Below are 17,409 nucleotides of genomic sequence, written 5' to 3' on the forward strand. Positions count from 1 at the left end.
GTTGCTGAAACTGCCGGTGCTGACGGCCTCAAAATCGCTGAGACGTTCCCGGAAGGCCGGGGCAGCCCGCATGGATGCGGGCTGAGGGCCGTGTTTTGCACGGACGCTGCCTCGGCCCGACCCGAAGCCTGCCGGGATAAGTCGAAGGGACCGCGTAGCGGCGATTTTGCTGGCCGGAGCCCGGGGGTACAGGGGGCGGCGGCGACTGGCCGCCCCCTGTGCGCTCCCTGCGCCATGCCAGGCATAACGCAGACGATTAACCGGGAGCGCAAATTTCACTGAAGTTACACGTGGTAAACGCGTTGTCTGGCCGGGGAAGTTGCAAACCGAAAACAGTGTCTACGGCGACCCGCAGGCGCATATACCCCAGGCCCGGCAAGCGCAGCGCCGCCGGGCGATGAGCGCTGGCACGCAACCTCCTTTGTGCCGGATGGCGGCTTCGCCTTATCCGGCCTACAACGACTACGCTTATCCGGCCTACGGCATCCCCCCGCAGGCTTATCCCGCGCCGCAGCGCAACCGACGCCAGGCGGCCTATCTCACGCCTTCTGCTTGGCCTCGGACTCCTGACTGCTGTTCAGCGCCAGCGAAACCGCCAGCGTCTGGGCCAGGCACAGGGAAGCAACCTGCGAGCGGAAGCCATCCACCTGCGCTTCCCGCACCACAAAGCAGACATCGCTGAAGGCCGCCAGCGGGCTGACCTGGCTGTCGGTAATGGCGATCTGCCGCGCTTTGCGCTGCGCGCCCAGCTCCACCAGCTCGACCACTTCCCGGGCGTACGGCGAGAAGCTCACCGCCACCACCACGTCTTTCGGGCCGACCAGACTCAGCTGTTCGGTGAACATGCCGCCGAGGCCGTCGATCAGAAAGGCTTTGCGATCGAGGTGGCGTAGCGCATAGGTCAGATAGGAGGCGACGCTGAACGACCGGCGCAGGCCAATGACGTAGATATTTTCCGCCTCGCCCAGCAGGGCCACCGCGCGCTCCAGCTCATCGCTGGAGGTCTGCATCGCCAGCTGCTGCAGCGCCTGGTTGTTCACCATCGTGAACATATTGAGGATCTCCGTCGGCGTTTCCGGCGGGCTGGACTCATCGCTGGTGGTCTGGCGGAACAGACGGGCGCGCTCGGTATAGTTGGCGGTCTCTTCCATCAAATGCTGCTTGAACATCTGTTTCATTTCGTTAAAGCCGCTGAAGCCGAAGGCGTTGGCAAAACGAATCAACGTGGAAGGGGGAACATCCGCCTGTTGCGCAATGGAGGCCACGGTATCGAAAGCCACGCTATTGCTGTTATCAAGGATATAGCGGGCGACCTGTTTCAGACGTTTGCTTAACGTATCGTAGCGACGCCTGATTTCATCCTGCAGGATGGTCAGCTGTGTTGGGTTATTGGCCATAGAGTGCGCTCTGAGAAAATGGAAGGAATATGGCTTCCAGTGTACCAAATGAAGCGAATTTTTCATTTATTGCGACGAAATACGCGATTCATTTCACGAAGAAACAGAAAAACGCCCGCTCCGCAAGGTGACGGAGACGGGCGTTGGGGGATCAGCGGCGGGCTTCGCGCCAGTAGCCAATAAGCGTCAGGTAGTTGCGTTTCACTTCCTCTATCAGCGCCTCATCGCTGAGCTCGCCCTGCATCCAGCGCCGCGACGGCTGGCCAAAGATGGTGCGCCCGACGGCGAAACCTTTGATCATCGGGTGTGCGGCCGCTTCGGCGAAACCGGCGCGCAGTTTGTCGGAAGGCGCATCGAGACCGAGGATCAGGATCCCGCGGCTCCACGGATCTTCGCGCTCGATAAGGGCGGTGATCTGCTGCCAGCTGGCGCTGGAGAGCGGCGGCAGCTTCCACCAGTCCGGCTTGATCCCCAGCTGATAGAAGTGCTCCAGCATGGTGTGGTAATGGCGCTCGTCTTTGTCCGGGCCATTTTCCGGGAGGATCACCTCCAGCAGCAGCTCGTGGCCTGATTTGTTACAGGCCTGCCATACCTCGAGCAGCAGAGCGTCCTGCTCTTCACGCAGCGCCGCCGGGTCGTCCGGGTGATAGAAGACCAGACATTTGACGACATGCTCCAGCGGCCAGTCGATCAGCTGCGAGCCGATGTTGCCATGCTCCAGACGCAGCGGGCGCGAGCTGGGCAGTTCGATAGGGCGTCCGATCCACCAGCCCTTGCCGGTAATGGCGTTCAGCGCACGCTGGCCGTAGGTGCCGTCGGCCAGAATGCCGCTGCGCTGGTCAAGACCCGCCTCCTGCGCCGCCGCTTCGGCCGCGGCCAACAACAGCAGCTTGAGCTGCGGAATGCAGGCTTCATCGCGCCCGGTCTCCCGCGCCAGGTCGGCCAGCTGTTTGCGATGGTCGAAGGCGAAAATGCACAGCTCCGGCCACTGCTGGCGGCGGCTGGTCACCCGGTGCAGATGGTTGAGGCGCTCGTCGACGTCCGGGCGCGGCACCGATTCGGCGCGCTGCAGGTAGTCATCGAGTTCGACTTTGGTCGGCATCGCCGGCGCGCAGCCGTGGCGGGAGACCACCAGCGCCCCGCAGGCGTTGGCGTAACGGCAAGCCTGCTCCCAGCCCTCGTCGTTAAGCCAGCCGCGCAGCAGGCCCGACATAAAGGCATCCCCGGCGCCCAGCACGTTGAGCACTTCCACGCGCACGCCCTGCTGCAGCGGCACCTGGTCCCAGCTATCCGGGATGTCGCCTTCCAGCACCACGCAGCCCATCGGTCCGCGCTTGCAGACGAGGGTGGCTTTGGTGGCATGGCGCACATTTTTCAACGCGGTCAGGGTATCGGTGCTGCCCCCGGCAATATGAAACTCTTCTTCGGTTCCCACCACCAAATCGAACAGATGCAGCACTTCCTGCAGCTGGCTGGTGACCGGCCCGGACTCAATGAAACGGGTTTCGCCATCGCCGAGCGAGGTGAGCCCCCACAGCACCGGACGGTAATCGATATCCAGCGCGGTACGCAGGCCGTGACGGCGAGCGTACTCCAGCGCCTTCAGCACCGCGGCGCGGGTGTTGGCGTGCGACAGGTGGGTGCCGGTCACCGCCAGCGCCCGGGAGGAGGCAATATACTCCTCGCTGATGTCGTCAGGCGTTAAGGCCATATCGGCGCAGTTATCGCGGTAGAAAATCAGAGGGAAGGTCTCCTGATCCTTGATCCCCAGCATCACCAGCGCGGTCAGGCGGGATTTGTCGGTAATCAGATACTCGGTATCCACCCCGGCGCGGTTGAGCGTTTCACGCAGGAAACGGCCGTTGTGTTCATCGCCAACGCGCGCCAGCATGGCCGATTTCAGCCCCTGAATCGCGGTGCCAAAGGCCACGTTGCCGGAGGAGCCGCCCAGATATTTCGAGAAACTGGCAACGTCTTCTAGCCGCGAACCGATCTGCTGGGCATAGAGGTCGACGGCCACCCGACCTATACAGATGACGTCGAGCCGCTTTACTGCTGCATTCATAGCTAGGATTTCCTTTTTGGTGTCTGCTGCCTGGAAGGGTCGGGATCCCGACGTCGACTCCGTGAACAGCCTGAGGGTTATTGGTTACCCTTAGTTTGAGAAATAAATATTTCATTTGCAAACTCGTTCGAAATTAAAAAACCAAAAGTGTGAGGGATCTACCACTCTGCCGCACTGAGCCTCGCGTTAGCGCGGATCGCCCCCTCTGTCGACCCGGAGAAAAATGAAACGCCAAACGATAGCCATTTACCTATGATTTTTAAGGGGATGTTGCCGTCTGGCGCCGCCAAAAAGGGTCCGAAAACGTGTCAGGAATGTAAGTGAAACGTATGAAATGGGTAGAGAGTTTGATCCTTCTCGCAAAATGAAATATTTCTTCTGTATTTGTATTTAATGAAAAAAATGTTTGCCTATAATCCACAGGTATTCCAGTGACGTGAACGACGGCCCCGGCGGCATCGGCGCGACGCCACACACAAATACTGAACAATAAGGATTGTGCAACATGGGCAAACTGAGACTGACAACGGCGCAGGCGCTGGTGAAGTTCCTCGATAACCAGTACCTGGAAGTGGATGGCGAAGAGCTGAAGTTCGTGAAAGGCATTTTTGCGATTTTCGGCCATGGCAACGTCCTGGGGCTGGGGCAGGCGCTGGAGCAGGATAGCGGCGACATGCGCGTCTATCAGGGGCGCAACGAGCAGGGGATGGCCCACGCGGCCACCGGTTTTGCCCGCCAGGCCCTGCGCCGGCAGATTATCGCCTGCACCTCCTCCATCGGTCCGGGGGCGGCCAATATGATCACCGCCGCCGGCACCGCCAGCGCCAACCGCATTCCGCTGCTGCTGCTGCCGGGCGATGTCTTCGCCACCCGCCAGCCGGACCCGGTGCTCCAGCAGATTGAACAGAGCTACGATCTCAGCATCAGCACCAATGACGCCTTCCGTGCGGTCAGCAAATACTGGGACCGCATTACCCGCCCGGAACAGCTGATGAGCGCCTGCATCAACGCCATGCGCGTCCTGACCGACCCGGCGGAAACCGGCGCGGTGACGCTGTGCCTGCCGCAGGATGTGCAGGGCGAAGCCTGGGACTACCCGGAATCCTTCTTTGCGCGTCGCGTACACCGTCTCGATCGCCGCCCGGCCAGCGCCGCGCAGCTGGCGGACGCCGTGGCGGCCATCAAAGCCAGCCGTAAACCGCTGATCGTCTGCGGCGGCGGGGTGAAATACTCCGGCGCGGGCGAAGCGCTGTCCCGTTTCGCCGAGCGCTACGGAGTGCCTTTTGCCGAAACCCAGGCCGGGAAGGGGACGGTGGTCTCTTCTCACCCCCTGAACGTCGGCGGCGTCGGCGAGACGGGCTGTCTGGCGGCGAACCTGCTGGCGAAAGAGGCCGACCTGGTAATCGGCGTCGGCACCCGTTTCAGCGATTTTACCACCGCCTCGAAATGGATTTTCCAGCATCCGGAGGTGCGTTTCCTGAATATTAACGTCAACAACTTCGACGCCTGGAAGCTGGACGGCATTGCCATGCTGGCGGACGCCCGGGAGGCGATGACCGCCCTCGACGCGGCGCTGGCGGACAGCGGCTGGCAGGCCGGCTGGGGCGCGCAGATCGAGAGCGTGCAGAACCGTCAGTTAAAAGAGACCCAGCGCGTGTACCAGGCGGTGTGGCAGGAGAAATCCTTTGTGCCGGAGATCGACGATCATCTCGATCGCGAATCGGTATATCGCGAGTTCCGCCAGATCACCGACTCCACCCTGACCCAGAGCAGCGTCCTCGGGGTGCTGAATGAAACGCTGCCGGCCGAGGCGGTGATCGTCGCGGCGGCGGGCAGCCTGCCCGGCGATCTGCAGCGCGTCTGGCGTAACCGCGCGGAAAACACTTATCACGTGGAGTACGGCTACTCCTGCATGGGATACGAAGTCAACGCGGCGCTGGGGGTGAAGCTGGCGCAGCCGCAGAGCGAAGTCTACTCCCTGGTCGGCGATGGCTCGTTCATGATGCTCCACTCTGAGCTGGTCACCTCCCTGCAGGAGCGGGCGAAGATCAACGTCGTGCTGTTCGACAACATGGCCAACGGCTGCATCAACAACCTGCAGATGGAGCACGGGATGGACAGCTTCGGCACCGAGTTCCGCTACCGTCAGCCGGAAACCGGCCAGCTGCAGGGCGGCCTGGTGCCGGTGGACTTCGCCACCATCGCCGCCGGCTACGGCTGCAAAACCTGGCGCGTCACCACCCTGGACGAACTGCGCCACGCGCTGGACGCCGCCCGTCGCGAAACGGTCAGCACCCTGATTGATATTAAAGTGCTGCCGAAGACCATGGTGCACAAATACGGCAGCTGGTGGAACGTCGGGGTCGCCCAGACGGCGCTCTCTGAGCGGATCCGCAAAGTTGCGCAAATGATTAATGAAAAGCGCGCCCAGGCGCGTGATTACTAACACGAACATCCACCCTGAATCCTACAGACTTACGGAGAAAACCATTATGTCGCTCAAATTAGGTGTCATCGGCGCTGGCGCTATCGGTAAAGAACACATCCGTCGCTGCACCCAGGTTCTGCAGGGCGCCACCGTTGTGGCGGTGTCTGATATCAATGCCGACAACGCCCGTGCGGCGGTCGCGCTGCCGGGCGTGCAGGCGGAAGTCTACGCCGACGGCCACGACGTGATTAACGCCAGCGATGTCGATGCCATCCTGGTCACCTCCTGGGACCCGACCCACGAAGAGTACACCCTGGCCGCCATCGCCGCCGGTAAGCCGGTGTTCTGCGAAAAACCGCTGGCGATGTCTGCGGAAGGCTGCCGCCGTATCGTCGATGCTGAAATGAAGGCCGGCCGTCGCCTGGTGCAGGTTGGCTTTATGCGCCCATACGACGAAGGCTATCTGGCGCTGAAAAAAGTGATCGACGATGGCGATATCGGCGCGCCGCTGATGCTGCGCTGCGCCCACCGCAACCAGTCGGTTGGCGAGAACTACACCACCGATATGGCGATCACCAACACCCTGATCCACGAGCTGGACGTGCTGCGCTGGCTGCTGAACGATGACTACCGTTCCGTGCAGGTGCGCTTCCCGCGCTCCACCTCGCACACCCATGCGCGCCTGAAAGATCCGCAGATCGTCTCCTTTGAAACCAAAAAAGGCACCCTGATCGACGTCGAGGTGTTCGTGAACTGCCAGTACGGGTATGACATTCAGTGCGAAGTGGTCGGCGAGACCGGGATTGCCCGTCTGCCGGAGCCGTCTGCCGTCCAGATGCGCAAGTCCGCCAGCCTGTCGACCGCCATTCTGACCGACTGGAAAGACCGCTTTATCAAAGCCTACGACGTCGAGCTGCAGGCCTTTATCAACGACGTCAAAGCCGGTCAGCTGCACGGCCCGTCGGCCTGGGACGGCTATGCGGCGTCGGTAGCGGCGGACGCCTGCATTAAAGCGCAGGGAACCAGCGAGCCGGTTGAGGTGACGCTGCCTGAGTGCCCGGCATTCTACAAACGTTAAGCACGCTTTGCCGACGGAACTTCTTTGCACAGGTAACGACGATGAAAATTGCCTTTGATGTGGATGTGATTAAGGACCTCGGGATCACCCGCATGGTCCATCAGGTAGCGGAGTGGGGCTACAAGTACATTGAACAGTCGCCGCACCCGCAGATAAACCCGTTCTACAAGCACCCGCGCGCCAGCCGGGAGATCATGGCCGAGTACAAGCAGGCGCTGCGCGATACCGGCCTTGAGCTGTCGTCGTTTATCTGCGTCTACCGCTGGTCCGGCCCGGACGAACTGCGCCGCCAGGCGGCGGTGAAAAACTGGAAACGGCTGGTGGAAATTGCGGTGGAGATGGGCGTTCAGGTGATCAACACCGAGTTTTCCGGCGATCCGAATCAGCCTGAGATCTGCGATGAAATGTTCTATCGCTCGATGGAAGAGCTGTTGCCGATTTTTGAGCGGGAAGGCATCCGCGTGGAGATCCAGGCGCATCCCTGGGATTTCTGCGAAGAGAACAATGAAACCGTCGATATCGTGAAGTCGTTCCGCAGCGATAACGTGAAGTACGTCTACAGCGTGCCGCACACCTTTTTCTACGACAAAGGCGTCGGCGACGTGGCGAGCATGCTGCGCTATGCCGGGAGCGATCTCTCCCATGTGCTGATTGCCGATACCCGCAATCATACGAAACATTGCCGCTATATCGTTAACCCGCCGGGCGTGGATGCCGTGGTGCACCAGCACGTAGGCGTCGGAGAAGGGGATGTGGATTTCGACGCGCTGTTCCGCACCCTGCGCGAAATGAAATTCGCCGAGCAGACCTTCAAGGTCGGCGGGGAGCCGATTGTCGCCACCTCGCTGTTTGGCTACCCGGAAAAAATGAAATACCAGGCAGTGGAAACCCGTGAACTCATTGAACGTGAATTGCTGCGCCGCTAAGGCGCAGCGGCAGGAGCCCTACTATGAACAAAGATAACGTCAAACTGGCTATCGCCCCGATCGGCTGGACTAACGATGATATGCCGGAGCTCGGCAGCGAAAACACTTTCCAGCAGATCGTCAGCGAAATGGCGCTGGCCGGCTTTACCGGCAGCGAAGTCGGCAGCAAATATCCGCGCGACCCGGCGGTCCTCAAGCCGATGCTGGATATCCGCGGCATTCAGATCTGCAACGCCTGGTTCAGCACCTTTTTCGCTAACGGCCAGCGGGAAAAAACCATTGATGAATTCGTCAATCACATGAACTTCCTCCATGCGATGGGCGCGAAGGTCATCGGCTGCTCCGAGCAGAGCGGCAGCATCCAGGGGCTGGATAAGCCGATCCTCGGCGATGCGAAGCCGTGCTTCAGCGACGAAGAGTGGCAGCGGGTGGCGGAAGGCTACAACACCCTTGGTCGCCTGGCGGCGGAGAAGGGGATGCAGGTCTGTCTGCACCACCACATGGGCACCGGCATCCAGACCACTGCGGAAATCGACAAGTTTATGTCGCTGGTGGACGAGCGCGTCTTCCTGCTTTTCGACACCGGCCACGCCTGGTACTCCGAAGGCGGCGAAGCGCCGATGCTGGCGATCCTCAAAAAGTATCTGCCGCGCATCAACCACGTCCACCTGAAGGACGTCCGTCCGCCGGTGATCGACCAGGTGCGCCGCGACGGCCTGTCGTTCCTCGACGGCGTGAAAAAAGGCACCTTCACCGTCCCGGGCGACGGGGTGATCGATTTCCGTCCGGTGTTCAAGCTGCTGGACGACTTTGGCTATAAAGGCTGGATGGTGGTGGAAGCCGAGCAGGATCCTGCCCTGGCCAATCCTTTCGAATACGCCGTAAAAGCGCGCAAATATATCCGCGAAACGGCAGGGATCTAATCGTTGTGACATTTTCAGGCCATACCGGGTATGGCCTGCTTTTTTCCTTTCTCAATCCCTGTTCCCGCTTGCAAACCGCCTGACTGGATCTTAACCCCGGCGCCGGACTGTCCCCTTTCCCTCAGGGAGAGGGCCAGGGTGAGGGTGGCGATGACGGGTAAAGCGTCACTTCACTTCCGCCAGCGCGGTTTTATCCACATAAGGTTTCATCAGCGCGTCGGCTTCCTTCTGCGCCGCCTGAACCGCCGCTTCCGGCGTCACTTTGGCATCGTTAACCACCGCCGCCAGCTGGTTCTCCATCGCCTTACGCACCGCCACGGTCTCCCAGGTGGAGTACCACGGATGGGCGTACTTCAGCTGCTCAAGCGCGATCGCCGCCCGCGGATCCTGCTGCAGATAGGCCTTCATCTCCGGCGTATCGTATGACGCCTTGCGCGGCGAGAAGTAGCCGGTAAAGCGGCTCCACGCGCCGTTCACGTCGGGGCTCACCAGATAGGTCAGGAACTGATACGCCGCTTTCTTCTGCGCCTCGTTGATGCCTTTAAAGCTCACCAGGCTGGCGCCGCCGATCGGCACCGCGCGCTGCTCTTTGGCCGGCAGCATCGCCACCCCAAGCTCAAAGTCTTTGCTGTTCTCGCGCATAAAGCCCAGCGCGCCGGTGCTGAGCATCGCCATCCCGAGCTTGCCGGAGAAGAACGCGGCGCTGATCTGCTTCGAGTTCAGCACCCCGGACGGCATCACCTTGTCCTTGTAGATCAGATCCTGCCAGAAGCGCAGGGCGCCGATGGCGGTCGGCGAGTTGTAATAAACCTCGCCCGGATAATCTTCGTTAAAGTATTTTCCGCCGTTGGCGCGCACCAGCGCCGAGAAGATCCAGCCGCCGTAGTCGTCGTTGGTCGACGGCAGCATGATCCCCCACTGGCCGGTGCTCTCGTCGGTCAGCTTTTTGGCATCGGCCAGCAGCTCGGCCCAGGTCTGCGGCGGCTGTTTGATCCCGGCCCGATCGAACATCGTCTTGTTGTAGTAGAGGATCGGCGTCGAGTTATGGAACGGGATCGCATAGGTGGTGCCCATCACCTGGGCGTTCTTATGCATCGCGGGCCAGAATTCCTTTTGCAGAAAATCGCCGGCCTTTTGATCGCCATATTTAAACAACTCATCCATCGGCAGGATCTCATCCTTCAGCGCCAGATCGGTGGTGAAGTTAGCGGACATGATCACCAGGGCCGGCGGCTGGCCGGCCTTCTGCGCCGATTCAGCTTTGATCTTGGTGGTGTCGTAGTTGCCGGTGAAGATGCCGCGCACTTCCACATCCTGCTGCGAGTCGTTGAATTGCTTAATGACGCGGGTCATCTCCATGGTCAGCTTGCCGTCCACCGGCGCCGGGAACATGAAGTCTATTTTCTCTTTCGCCAGCGCCGCGCCGCTCAGGGCGAGGCTGAGGCCAACCGCGACTAGCGTAAGGGGTTTAAACATGATTACACTCCATCAGTAAATTATGCTGGGTCTCAGCATGAAAAAGATGCACATCGGCAGGCGAAAAGCCGATCGGTAGCGACTCGCCTTTCTCCGGCACCGTGCCGCGGTGGCGGCGGCTAAAGCGCAGGGTGCCGATCGGGGTGCTGACGTGGAGCAGGTAGTCGGCCCCCATCAGTTCTCGTTGCAGAACGGTGGCCGGCAGGCGCAGATGGCTCTCCTCCACGCGGTCGGTAATATGTTCCGGGCGAATGCCCAGCCAGACGCGGGTCTGATCCCGGTGGCGCGGCGGCAGCGGATGGCGCTGTTCTCCCAACAGTACTTCACCGTTGGCGCAGGGCAGCGACAGCAGGTTCATCGCCGGCGAACCGATAAATCCGGCGACGAACAGGTTGGCCGGGTTGGCGTAGAGATACTCCGGGCGCCCGACCTGCTGCACGTGGCCGCCGTTCATCACCACGATGCGGTCGGCCATCGACATCGCCTCGGTCTGGTCGTGGGTCACATAGATGGTGCTGGTTTTCAGCTGCTGATGGAGCGCCATAATGCTGTCGCGCACTTCGCTGCGCAGACGGGCGTCGAGGTTGGAGAGCGGCTCGTCCATCAGGAACAGCCGCGGATTACGCACAATCGCCCGGGCCATCGCCACCCGCTGGCGCTGGCCGCCGGAGAGCTTCGCCGGTTTGCGGTCGAGCAGCGCCTCCAGCTGCAGCATCTGCGCCACGTTGTCCACCCGCGGCTGCCAGCTGCTTTTCTCTTCCTTGCGCACCTTCATGCCGAAGGTGATGTTGTCGCGCACCGACAGATGCGGAAACAGGGCATAGTTCTGGAAGATCATCGCGAAGTTGCGCTCGCGCGGCGTGGTGGCGGTGATGTTCTCATCATGCAGCCAGATTTGGCCTTCGCTGACCGGCTCCAGGCCGGCGAGCAGGCGCAGCAGGGTGCTTTTTCCGCAGCCCGACGGGCCGACCAGCACCACGAATTCGCCTTCGTGAATATCCAGCGACAGGGCGCTGAGCGCCGGCTTGCCGTCGAAACGTTTACTGATGTTTTGCAGACTGAGCATGGCGGTTAGCGCTCTTCCGTTGGGCAACTGATGTTTTCGTCGTACAGCCACGGCCCGGCGTAGTGGGCCAGCGAGTGCAGGTAGCTCACCCACTGCTCACCGACCTGGCGGTGCATCAGACACGAGGCCGGAGAAAGGTCGTAATAGGGCCGGGTGTCTTCGTGGCAGTACGGCACCTGATGGACGGTGCCGGGGATAGTGGAGATCAGCGCCTGGCGATACTGGGTCATGGTCAGGCTGTGGTTGTGGCCGCAGAAGATGCGCGTCAGCGACGGGAAACGCTCCACCAGCGCCAGCAAACGGTGGCCGTTTTCGCAGGCGATCGGGTCCATCTGCGCATTGCCCAGCGGCAGCGGCGGGTGGTGCATAAACACCGTTGCCGGTTTGTCGCCGCCCTCGAACAGCTGGGCTTCCAGCCAGCCGATGGTCTCGTCGGTCAGCCAGCCCTTCGAGGTGCCGGCGCGGCTGGAATCGATAAACAGCAGGCGGGTGGCGAAGTCATCCACCGCATAGCGCATATTTTGCGCATCGTTGCCCAGCTGCGGGCACAGCGGGTGAAGATGCTCCAGAAAATGGGCTTTGTCGTCGTGGTTGCCGGGGATCAGATACAGCGGATAGTTCAGGCTGCCGAGGATCTGGCGGGCCACCTGATACTCCGCCGGGCGGCCGCAGTTGACGATATCCCCGCTCACCACCACCGCGTCCGGACGCTCGCGCAGCGCGTTAAGCTGGGAGACCACCTCGGCGTTGGCGGCGTTGACGTCGATAAAGCCGTACAGCATCTCGCCGCGGCTGCGGAAATGGGTATCGGAAATGTGCGCTAACAGCATGAATCACTCCTTATTTGATCCCGGAGAAGCCGAAGCTCCGCAGGAACTGTTTCTGAAAAAGGATGAACGCCAGCATCAGCGGCAGGCAGACCATCAGCGTTCCGGCGCCGATGGTGCCCCACTGGCCGCCGGATTCGGCGCCCATGGCGAAGGAGACCAGCCCGACGGTCAGCACCTGCTTATCGGGATCGTTGAGCATCATCAGCGGCCACAGGTATTCGTTCCAGTGGTAGGTAATGCTGACGGTGGCGAAGGCCAGCACCGACGGCCAGGACATCGGCAGCAGCACGCGGAACAGCACCTGCCACCAGCGGCAGCCCTCCATCAGCGCCGCCTCCTCCAGCTCTTTCGGAATGGCGAGGAACGCCTGACGCATCAGGAACACGCCGAACGCCGAGGTGAAGTAGGGCATCATCACCCCGGTGAGGGTGTTGAGCAGGCCGAAGGTTTTCAGGGTCAGCATGTTCGGCACCATCATCACTACCGGCATGATCATCAGCTGCACCAGGAACAGGAGAAACAGCGTCTGCTTGCCGCGAAACTCGTGGCAGGCGAAGACGTACCCGGCGGTGGTGATGGTCAACAGCTGCACGAAGAAGGTGCCGAAGGTGAAGATAAGGGTGTTGGCGTACAGGCTCAGCCAGTCGGCGCTGTTCCAGGCGTCGCGGAAGTTATCGAGGGTCAGCGGCAGGCGCGGCAGCAGCGAGGCCATATCTTCCCCGAAGGTGGTGGCGCTGAACGAGGTGGCCAGCATCCAGATAAACGGGCTGATCCACAGCAGCGCCAGGCAGCACATTAATACTGTGAGCGTAAAGGGCGATGAGCGGCGCAGGCGCAGCCACAGCGGACGGGCGGCGGCGGGCGTGCGGACCAGCAGCGGCGAGATGTCAGCGCTCATAGTGGGATCCTTTCTCCAGAAGTTTCAGGTTAATCAGCGAGAAGGCGAACAGCCCGGCCAGGGTCAGGAAGGTGGCGGCGGAGGCTTTTCCGAGGTCATGGGTATCCCAGGCGAGATTCTGGATGTAATAGAGCAGCACGGTGGTGGCGTTGTCCGGCCCGCCGCGGGTCATCACCGCCACGTGGTCGATCTGGGTGATGGAGTAGATCAGCGCGGTGGTGATCACAAAGCTCAGGGTCGGGCGCAGCAGCGGTAGCGTGACCTTAAAAAAGACCTGCGTGCGGGTAGCCCCCTCCATCAGCGCCGCTTCCCGCGTCGAGGCCGGAATGCTCTGCAGCCCGGCGAGGAAAAACAGCATGTAATAGCCGGCGAACTTCCACACGCCGATCAGCGCCAGGGCCAGCAGCGCGCTGTTGCTGCGCCCCAGCCAGTTGTTGTTCATCGGCCCGAACAGCTTCGCCAGATAGTGGTCGAGCAGGCCGAGGCCGGGCATAAAGATAAACAGCCACAGCGCGGCGGCGCTGACCATCGGGATAATCATCGGGAAGAAGAAGGCGGTGCGCAGCCAGCGGTTAACGCGATGGTTCTCGCTCAGGGCGACCGCCAGCAGCAGGGCGAGGGTCACCCCGGGCACCACCGTCAGCAGGATATAGAGCAGGTTATTGCCCAGCGACTGCCAGAAGACGTTATCGGCAAACAGGCGGGCGAAATTATCCAGCCCGACGTACTGCGCGCCGTCGCTGGCCATGCGGGTATCAAACAGGCTGTCATACACCGAACGCCCCAGCGGGAACCAGGTAAAGAGCAGTAAAAACAGCAAGGAAGGCGACAGGATCAGCCAGGGAAGCCAGGTCTTTCTCATGGTGACGCGCATCTCGTTCAGCCATTTATCGAAGCCCGGATTGTGGGAAGCAATGACTACAGAGGCATGGCGGGGAGATGACGGTTTGATGAAGCGACGGGGAAAACGCCGGGCGAGTGGGCCGCCCGGCGGGAGAGAACCATCAGAAGTCGGCTTTCAGCACCGCGCGGTAGCGGGCTTTGCCTTCGCGAACGTGTTTCAGCGCTTCGTTAATCTGCGACATCGGGAACAGCTCGGTGGTCGGGGCCACCTTGCTGCGGCCGGCAAACTTCATCAGCGTGCGCAGTTCGGACGGGTTACCGGTCGCCGAGCCGGAGATGCTGCGGTCGCCGCCGATCAGGGTAAAGGCCGGCACCGGGAAGGGCTTCATTACCGCGCCGACGGTGTGGAAGTTGCCGCCGTACGCCAGCGCTTCAAAGTACGGCTGCCAGTCGAGGTCGACGGCGACGGTGTTGATAATCAGGTCGAACTGGCCGGCCAGCGCTTTTAGGGCTTCAGGATCGCGGCTGTTGACCACGCGATCGGCGCCCATCGCCCGCACTTCCTGCTCTTTGGCCGGGTTGGAGCTGAAGGCGGTCACTTCCGCGCCCATCGCCCGCAGCAGCTTAATGGCGATATGGCCGAGGCCGCCGATGCCGATCACCCCGACGCGGCTAGTGGCGGTGACGTGGTGGGTCAGCAGCGGTTTAAAGACGGTGATGCCGCCGCACAGCATCGGGCCGGCGGACGCCAGATCGATGCTCTCCGGCAGGGGGATCACCCACTGCCAGTCGGCGCGCAGCTTATTGGCGAAGCCGCCGCGGTTGAGAATGGTCGGCACCGAGCCTTCCAGGCAGTTGATCTGGTTGCCGCTGATGCAGGCGTCGCAATGGCCGCAGCTGCGCGCCGTCCAGCCGATGCCGACCTTCTGGCCAATCTTCAGCCCTTTATCCTGCGCCGCGCTGCCCAGCGCCGCCACCCGGCCAATCACCTCGTGACCGGCCACCAGCGGGTAGCTCGACATCCCCCATTCGTTGTCGATCATCGACAGATCCGAATGGCAGATCCCGCAGTATTCCACCTCAACTTCGACATCTTCCGGCTGCAGCTCGCCGGCATCGTATTCCCACAGCGACAGTTCGGCGCCCGCTTCTTTGGCGGCGTAGCTTTTAATGATGCTCATGTTTGTTTCCTTGGGGTTGGCGTGATAACCCAGAAAGTGTAGAGCATGGTATTCCCCGGCGCTTGGCAATCGGAGGGGTAGCGAAGCGGGCGGACCAGCCGCCCGTTAAGGTCAGCGGCTGGCCAGCGGCCACTGATTAAGCCGGATGCCGCGCTGCGGGGCGTTCTCGGCAAAATCATCCAGCACCGCCTGCACGTCCGGGTCGAGGTAGCCGACGCTGTCGTGCTCGACGATCACCACGCTCTTTTCCGGAATTTTCGCCAGCAGGGCCAGCAGATGCGGATTGTGCATAAAGGTCAGATTCTGCTGGATGCGCAGCACGTAGTGGTCATCGTAGCGCGCCAGCTGCAGCGAGTGGCGATGGCTGCGCCAGAGGCTGAACGCCATCTGGGTGGCAAGACCAATCCCGATCCCCGCCAGCATGCCGAAGGCGATAATCCCGCCGATGGTGGCGAGGAAGGGGACGTACTGCGCCGCCCCCTGGCGGAACTGCTCGATGAACAGCCGCGGCGTCGCCAGCTTATAGCCGGTATAGAGCAGCACGGCGGCGAGGCTGGCGAGCGGGATCAGGGTCAGCAGGCCGCTAAACCACAGGCCGCAGATCAACAGCAGCACGCCGTGGATAAAGATCGACAGTTTGCTCTGCGCGCCGTTGCTGACGTTCACCGAGCTGCGGACGATCACCGCGGTGATCGGCATCGCCCCCAGCACGCCGGAGAGCAGGTTGCCGACGCCCTGGGCGACCATTTCGCGGTTCGGCGAAGGGGGCGGATTTTGCGGGCGCAGCTTTTTCAGCGCCTCCTGGCTGAGCAAGGTTTCGAGGCTGGCGACCAGCGCCAGGGTCACCGCCACCACCCACACCGACGGATTGCGCCACGCGCTCCATGCGGGAGATTCCAGCTCGCCCAGCAGATCGCCGAGGCTGCCGAACGCCGGCAGGGTAATACGCGGCAGGGCGGCCAGCTGCTGCGGCGCAAAATGGGTCAGCAGCAGGGTGGTCACGCAGCCGAGCAGGACGGCGATCAGCGGCCCGGGGATCCAGCGCAGGCTCTTCACCCGGCGGATAAGCGGCGAGCCCCACAGCCAGAGCACCAGCAGGCCGCCCGCGGCGACGGCAATCGCAGTGACGGAGAAAGCGGCATTGCCCTGAACCACTTCGGCAAGCCCGGTCTCTTCCGCCGTACCGAGCGCAACGGGGATCTGCTGCATAATTAGCAGGATGCCGATCGCCGCCAGCATGCCTTTGATGACGCTGGCGGGAACCAGCGAGATAAAGCGCCCGGCGCGCAGGATGCCGAACAGCAGCTGCAGCACGCCGGCCAGCACCAGCGCCATCAGGAAGAGGGAGAAAGAACCCAGGGATTCAATGGCGGCGACGACGATAGTGACCAGTCCGGCGGCGGGGCCGCTGACGGCGAAGCGGGAGGGGCTGAGGGCGGTGACGACCAGGCCGCCGATGATGCCGGTCAGCAGGCCGACGAAAGGCGGTAAGCCGCTGGCCTGGGCGATGCCGAGGCACAGCGGCAGGGCGACAAGGAAGACGACGATGCCGGCGAGAGAGTCCTGACGAAGCGTGTTCATGGGGCGTGCTCCTGCGGTGAGAGGTGTTCGACGAGGGTGGTTAAATGGCCGGAAGCCAGATCGTAGACGCAGCCGTGCAGGCTGAGCGGCCGCCCGCTGGCGAGCACCGTCTGCACCGGCTCACTCTCCAGCAGACGGGCGAACTGGGCGCGAACGTTGGCTTCCACCAGGGCGTCCAGCGCGTGGCGAGAGCGCTCCGCGTCGGTGCTGGCGCTGGCGCCGGAGGAGGCTGCAACACAACATCCATCGGCGATCTGCGCAATTTCGTGATGCAGGGTGTGGCGCAACTGGCCGATGCGGCGAGCCAGCGCCGAGGATTCCTGCGCCAGCGGCAGGGTGGGCAGAGAGAGCGCCGCCTGCACGCCGCCGCAGCCGTAGTGGCCGCAGAGCACCACCCGCTCCACCTCAAGGTAGTGGAGGGCATACTGCAGGACGCTCATGACGTTGTCGTCGGCGGGATCGAGCATGTTGGCGATATTGCGGTGGACAAAGAGCTCGCCGGGCTGGCTGCCGGTGAGCACCTCGGCGGGAACGCGGCTATCGGAGCAGCCGATCCACAGCGAGTGGGGCCGCTGCCCGTCGACCCATTTTTCGAAATAGTCCGGGTCATGCTGACACTTCTGCAGCGCCCAGCTGCGGTTGCGGGCCAGCAAAGGTTTTAACGTCGTCACAAGTATTCTCCTGAGTTAATTCATCGAGTGAATATGTCCATCAAGA

The 17,409-nt window shown here is 62.0% G+C and carries 14 protein-coding genes; 4 read left to right on the forward strand and 10 right to left on the reverse strand.

The annotated features are described in order from the left end of the window. Nucleotides 1-539 precede the first annotated feature (539 nt). Together ACOI7D_RS26040 and ACOI7D_RS26045 are read right to left on the reverse strand one after the other, a co-directional pair. The gene (locus ACOI7D_RS26040; protein ID WP_004206536.1) at nucleotides 540-1,397 is read right to left on the reverse strand and encodes a MurR/RpiR family transcriptional regulator; all 858 of its coding nucleotides are present in this window, start codon (nucleotides 1,395-1,397) and stop codon (nucleotides 540-542) included. Between the two features lie 151 nt (nucleotides 1,398-1,548). After that, complete coding sequence (locus ACOI7D_RS26045) at nucleotides 1,549-3,462, reverse strand: bifunctional 5-dehydro-2-deoxygluconokinase/5-dehydro-2-deoxyphosphogluconate aldolase (RefSeq protein ID WP_023291778.1); 1,914 nt, start codon at nucleotides 3,460-3,462, stop codon at nucleotides 1,549-1,551. Between the two features lie 505 nt (nucleotides 3,463-3,967). Here ACOI7D_RS26045 and iolD point away from each other — a divergent pair. The 4 genes from iolD to iolE are packed head-to-tail and all read left to right on the forward strand — an operon-like array spanning nucleotide 3,968 to nucleotide 8,817. Next, on the forward strand, nucleotides 3,968-5,908 hold the full coding sequence (gene iolD / locus ACOI7D_RS26050; protein WP_109546709.1) for a 3D-(3,5/4)-trihydroxycyclohexane-1,2-dione acylhydrolase (decyclizing): 1,941 nt from the start codon (nucleotides 3,968-3,970) through the stop codon (nucleotides 5,906-5,908). Nucleotides 5,909-5,954: 46 nt separating this feature from the next. Then, nucleotides 5,955-6,968: a Gfo/Idh/MocA family protein gene (locus ACOI7D_RS26055; protein ID WP_004152192.1), complete on the forward strand. Its 1,014-nt coding sequence runs from the start codon at nucleotides 5,955-5,957 to the stop codon at nucleotides 6,966-6,968. Between the two features lie 41 nt (nucleotides 6,969-7,009). Next, nucleotides 7,010-7,894 carry a sugar phosphate isomerase/epimerase family protein gene (locus ACOI7D_RS26060; protein WP_004152193.1) on the forward strand — a complete coding sequence of 295 codons (885 nt, stop codon included), beginning with the start codon at nucleotides 7,010-7,012 and terminating at the stop codon, nucleotides 7,892-7,894. Between the two features lie 23 nt (nucleotides 7,895-7,917). After that, the gene (gene iolE, locus ACOI7D_RS26065) at nucleotides 7,918-8,817 is read left to right on the forward strand and encodes a myo-inosose-2 dehydratase (protein WP_002886970.1); all 900 of its coding nucleotides are present in this window, start codon (nucleotides 7,918-7,920) and stop codon (nucleotides 8,815-8,817) included. Between the two features lie 165 nt (nucleotides 8,818-8,982). Here the strand turns inward: iolE and ACOI7D_RS26070 are convergent, their stop codons facing one another. From ACOI7D_RS26070 to ACOI7D_RS26105, 8 genes are all read right to left on the reverse strand, one after another. Then, nucleotides 8,983-10,293 (reverse strand): ABC transporter substrate-binding protein, encoded by a 1,311-nt coding sequence (locus tag ACOI7D_RS26070; RefSeq protein WP_064155462.1) that lies wholly within the window; start codon nucleotides 10,291-10,293, stop codon nucleotides 8,983-8,985. After that, nucleotides 10,286-11,359 carry an ABC transporter ATP-binding protein gene (locus ACOI7D_RS26075; protein WP_109546708.1) on the reverse strand — a complete coding sequence of 358 codons (1,074 nt, stop codon included), beginning with the start codon at nucleotides 11,357-11,359 and terminating at the stop codon, nucleotides 10,286-10,288. Before ACOI7D_RS26075 ends, ACOI7D_RS26070 begins: the two co-directional genes overlap by 8 nt. 5 nt (nucleotides 11,360-11,364) lie before the next feature. Next, on the reverse strand, nucleotides 11,365-12,189 hold the full coding sequence (locus ACOI7D_RS26080; RefSeq protein ID WP_109546707.1) for a phosphodiesterase: 825 nt from the start codon (nucleotides 12,187-12,189) through the stop codon (nucleotides 11,365-11,367). A 10-nt stretch (nucleotides 12,190-12,199) separates the two neighbouring features. Next, nucleotides 12,200-13,087: a carbohydrate ABC transporter permease gene (locus ACOI7D_RS26085; RefSeq protein WP_048294078.1), complete on the reverse strand. Its 888-nt coding sequence runs from the start codon at nucleotides 13,085-13,087 to the stop codon at nucleotides 12,200-12,202. Then, a complete protein-coding gene (locus ACOI7D_RS26090) occupies nucleotides 13,077-13,961 on the reverse strand; it encodes a carbohydrate ABC transporter permease (protein ID WP_168443687.1) in 885 nt (294 codons plus the stop codon). Before ACOI7D_RS26090 ends, ACOI7D_RS26085 begins: the two co-directional genes overlap by 11 nt. Nucleotides 13,962-14,091: 130 nt before the next feature. Continuing rightward, nucleotides 14,092-15,111: an NADPH-dependent aldehyde reductase Ahr gene (ahr, locus tag ACOI7D_RS26095; protein ID WP_023291784.1), complete on the reverse strand. Its 1,020-nt coding sequence runs from the start codon at nucleotides 15,109-15,111 to the stop codon at nucleotides 14,092-14,094. A gap of 111 nt (nucleotides 15,112-15,222) precedes the next feature. After that, nucleotides 15,223-16,692, reverse strand: coding sequence for a SulP family inorganic anion transporter (locus tag ACOI7D_RS26100; RefSeq protein WP_109546706.1), 1,470 nt, complete (start codon nucleotides 16,690-16,692; stop codon nucleotides 15,223-15,225). Continuing rightward, the gene (locus ACOI7D_RS26105) at nucleotides 16,689-17,363 is read right to left on the reverse strand and encodes a carbonic anhydrase (protein ID WP_101977479.1); all 675 of its coding nucleotides are present in this window, start codon (nucleotides 17,361-17,363) and stop codon (nucleotides 16,689-16,691) included. Before ACOI7D_RS26105 ends, ACOI7D_RS26100 begins: the two co-directional genes overlap by 4 nt. Nucleotides 17,364-17,409 lie beyond the last annotated feature (46 nt).

Source organism: Klebsiella sp. C360 (assembly GCF_048822415.1).
Taxonomy (GTDB): Bacteria; Pseudomonadota; Gammaproteobacteria; order Enterobacterales; family Enterobacteriaceae; genus Klebsiella; species Klebsiella quasipneumoniae.

Excerpts from the sequence above, each read along its gene's own strand:
- ACOI7D_RS26070 (WP_064155462.1), bottom strand. The coding sequence starts at position 10,293 with ATGTTTAAACCCCTTACGCTAGTCGCGGTTGGCCTCAGCCTCGCCCTG.
- ACOI7D_RS26080 (WP_109546707.1), bottom strand. The coding sequence starts at position 12,189 with ATGCTGTTAGCGCACATTTCCGATACCCATTTCCGCAGCCGCGGCGAG.
- ACOI7D_RS26040 (WP_004206536.1), bottom strand. The coding sequence starts at position 1,397 with ATGGCCAATAACCCAACACAGCTGACCATCCTGCAGGATGAAATCAGG.
- ACOI7D_RS26075 (WP_109546708.1), bottom strand. The coding sequence starts at position 11,359 with ATGCTCAGTCTGCAAAACATCAGTAAACGTTTCGACGGCAAGCCGGCG.
- ACOI7D_RS26085 (WP_048294078.1), bottom strand. The coding sequence starts at position 13,087 with ATGAGCGCTGACATCTCGCCGCTGCTGGTCCGCACGCCCGCCGCCGCC.
- iolE (WP_002886970.1), top strand. The coding sequence starts at position 7,918 with ATGAACAAAGATAACGTCAAACTGGCTATCGCCCCGATCGGCTGGACT.
- ACOI7D_RS26100 (WP_109546706.1), bottom strand. The coding sequence starts at position 16,692 with ATGAACACGCTTCGTCAGGACTCTCTCGCCGGCATCGTCGTCTTCCTT.
- ACOI7D_RS26055 (WP_004152192.1), top strand. The coding sequence starts at position 5,955 with ATGTCGCTCAAATTAGGTGTCATCGGCGCTGGCGCTATCGGTAAAGAA.
- ACOI7D_RS26090 (WP_168443687.1), bottom strand. The coding sequence starts at position 13,961 with ATGCGCGTCACCATGAGAAAGACCTGGCTTCCCTGGCTGATCCTGTCG.
- ahr (WP_023291784.1), bottom strand. The coding sequence starts at position 15,111 with ATGAGCATCATTAAAAGCTACGCCGCCAAAGAAGCGGGCGCCGAACTG.
- ACOI7D_RS26045 (WP_023291778.1), bottom strand. The coding sequence starts at position 3,462 with ATGAATGCAGCAGTAAAGCGGCTCGACGTCATCTGTATAGGTCGGGTG.
- iolD (WP_109546709.1), top strand. The coding sequence starts at position 3,968 with ATGGGCAAACTGAGACTGACAACGGCGCAGGCGCTGGTGAAGTTCCTC.
- ACOI7D_RS26060 (WP_004152193.1), top strand. The coding sequence starts at position 7,010 with ATGAAAATTGCCTTTGATGTGGATGTGATTAAGGACCTCGGGATCACC.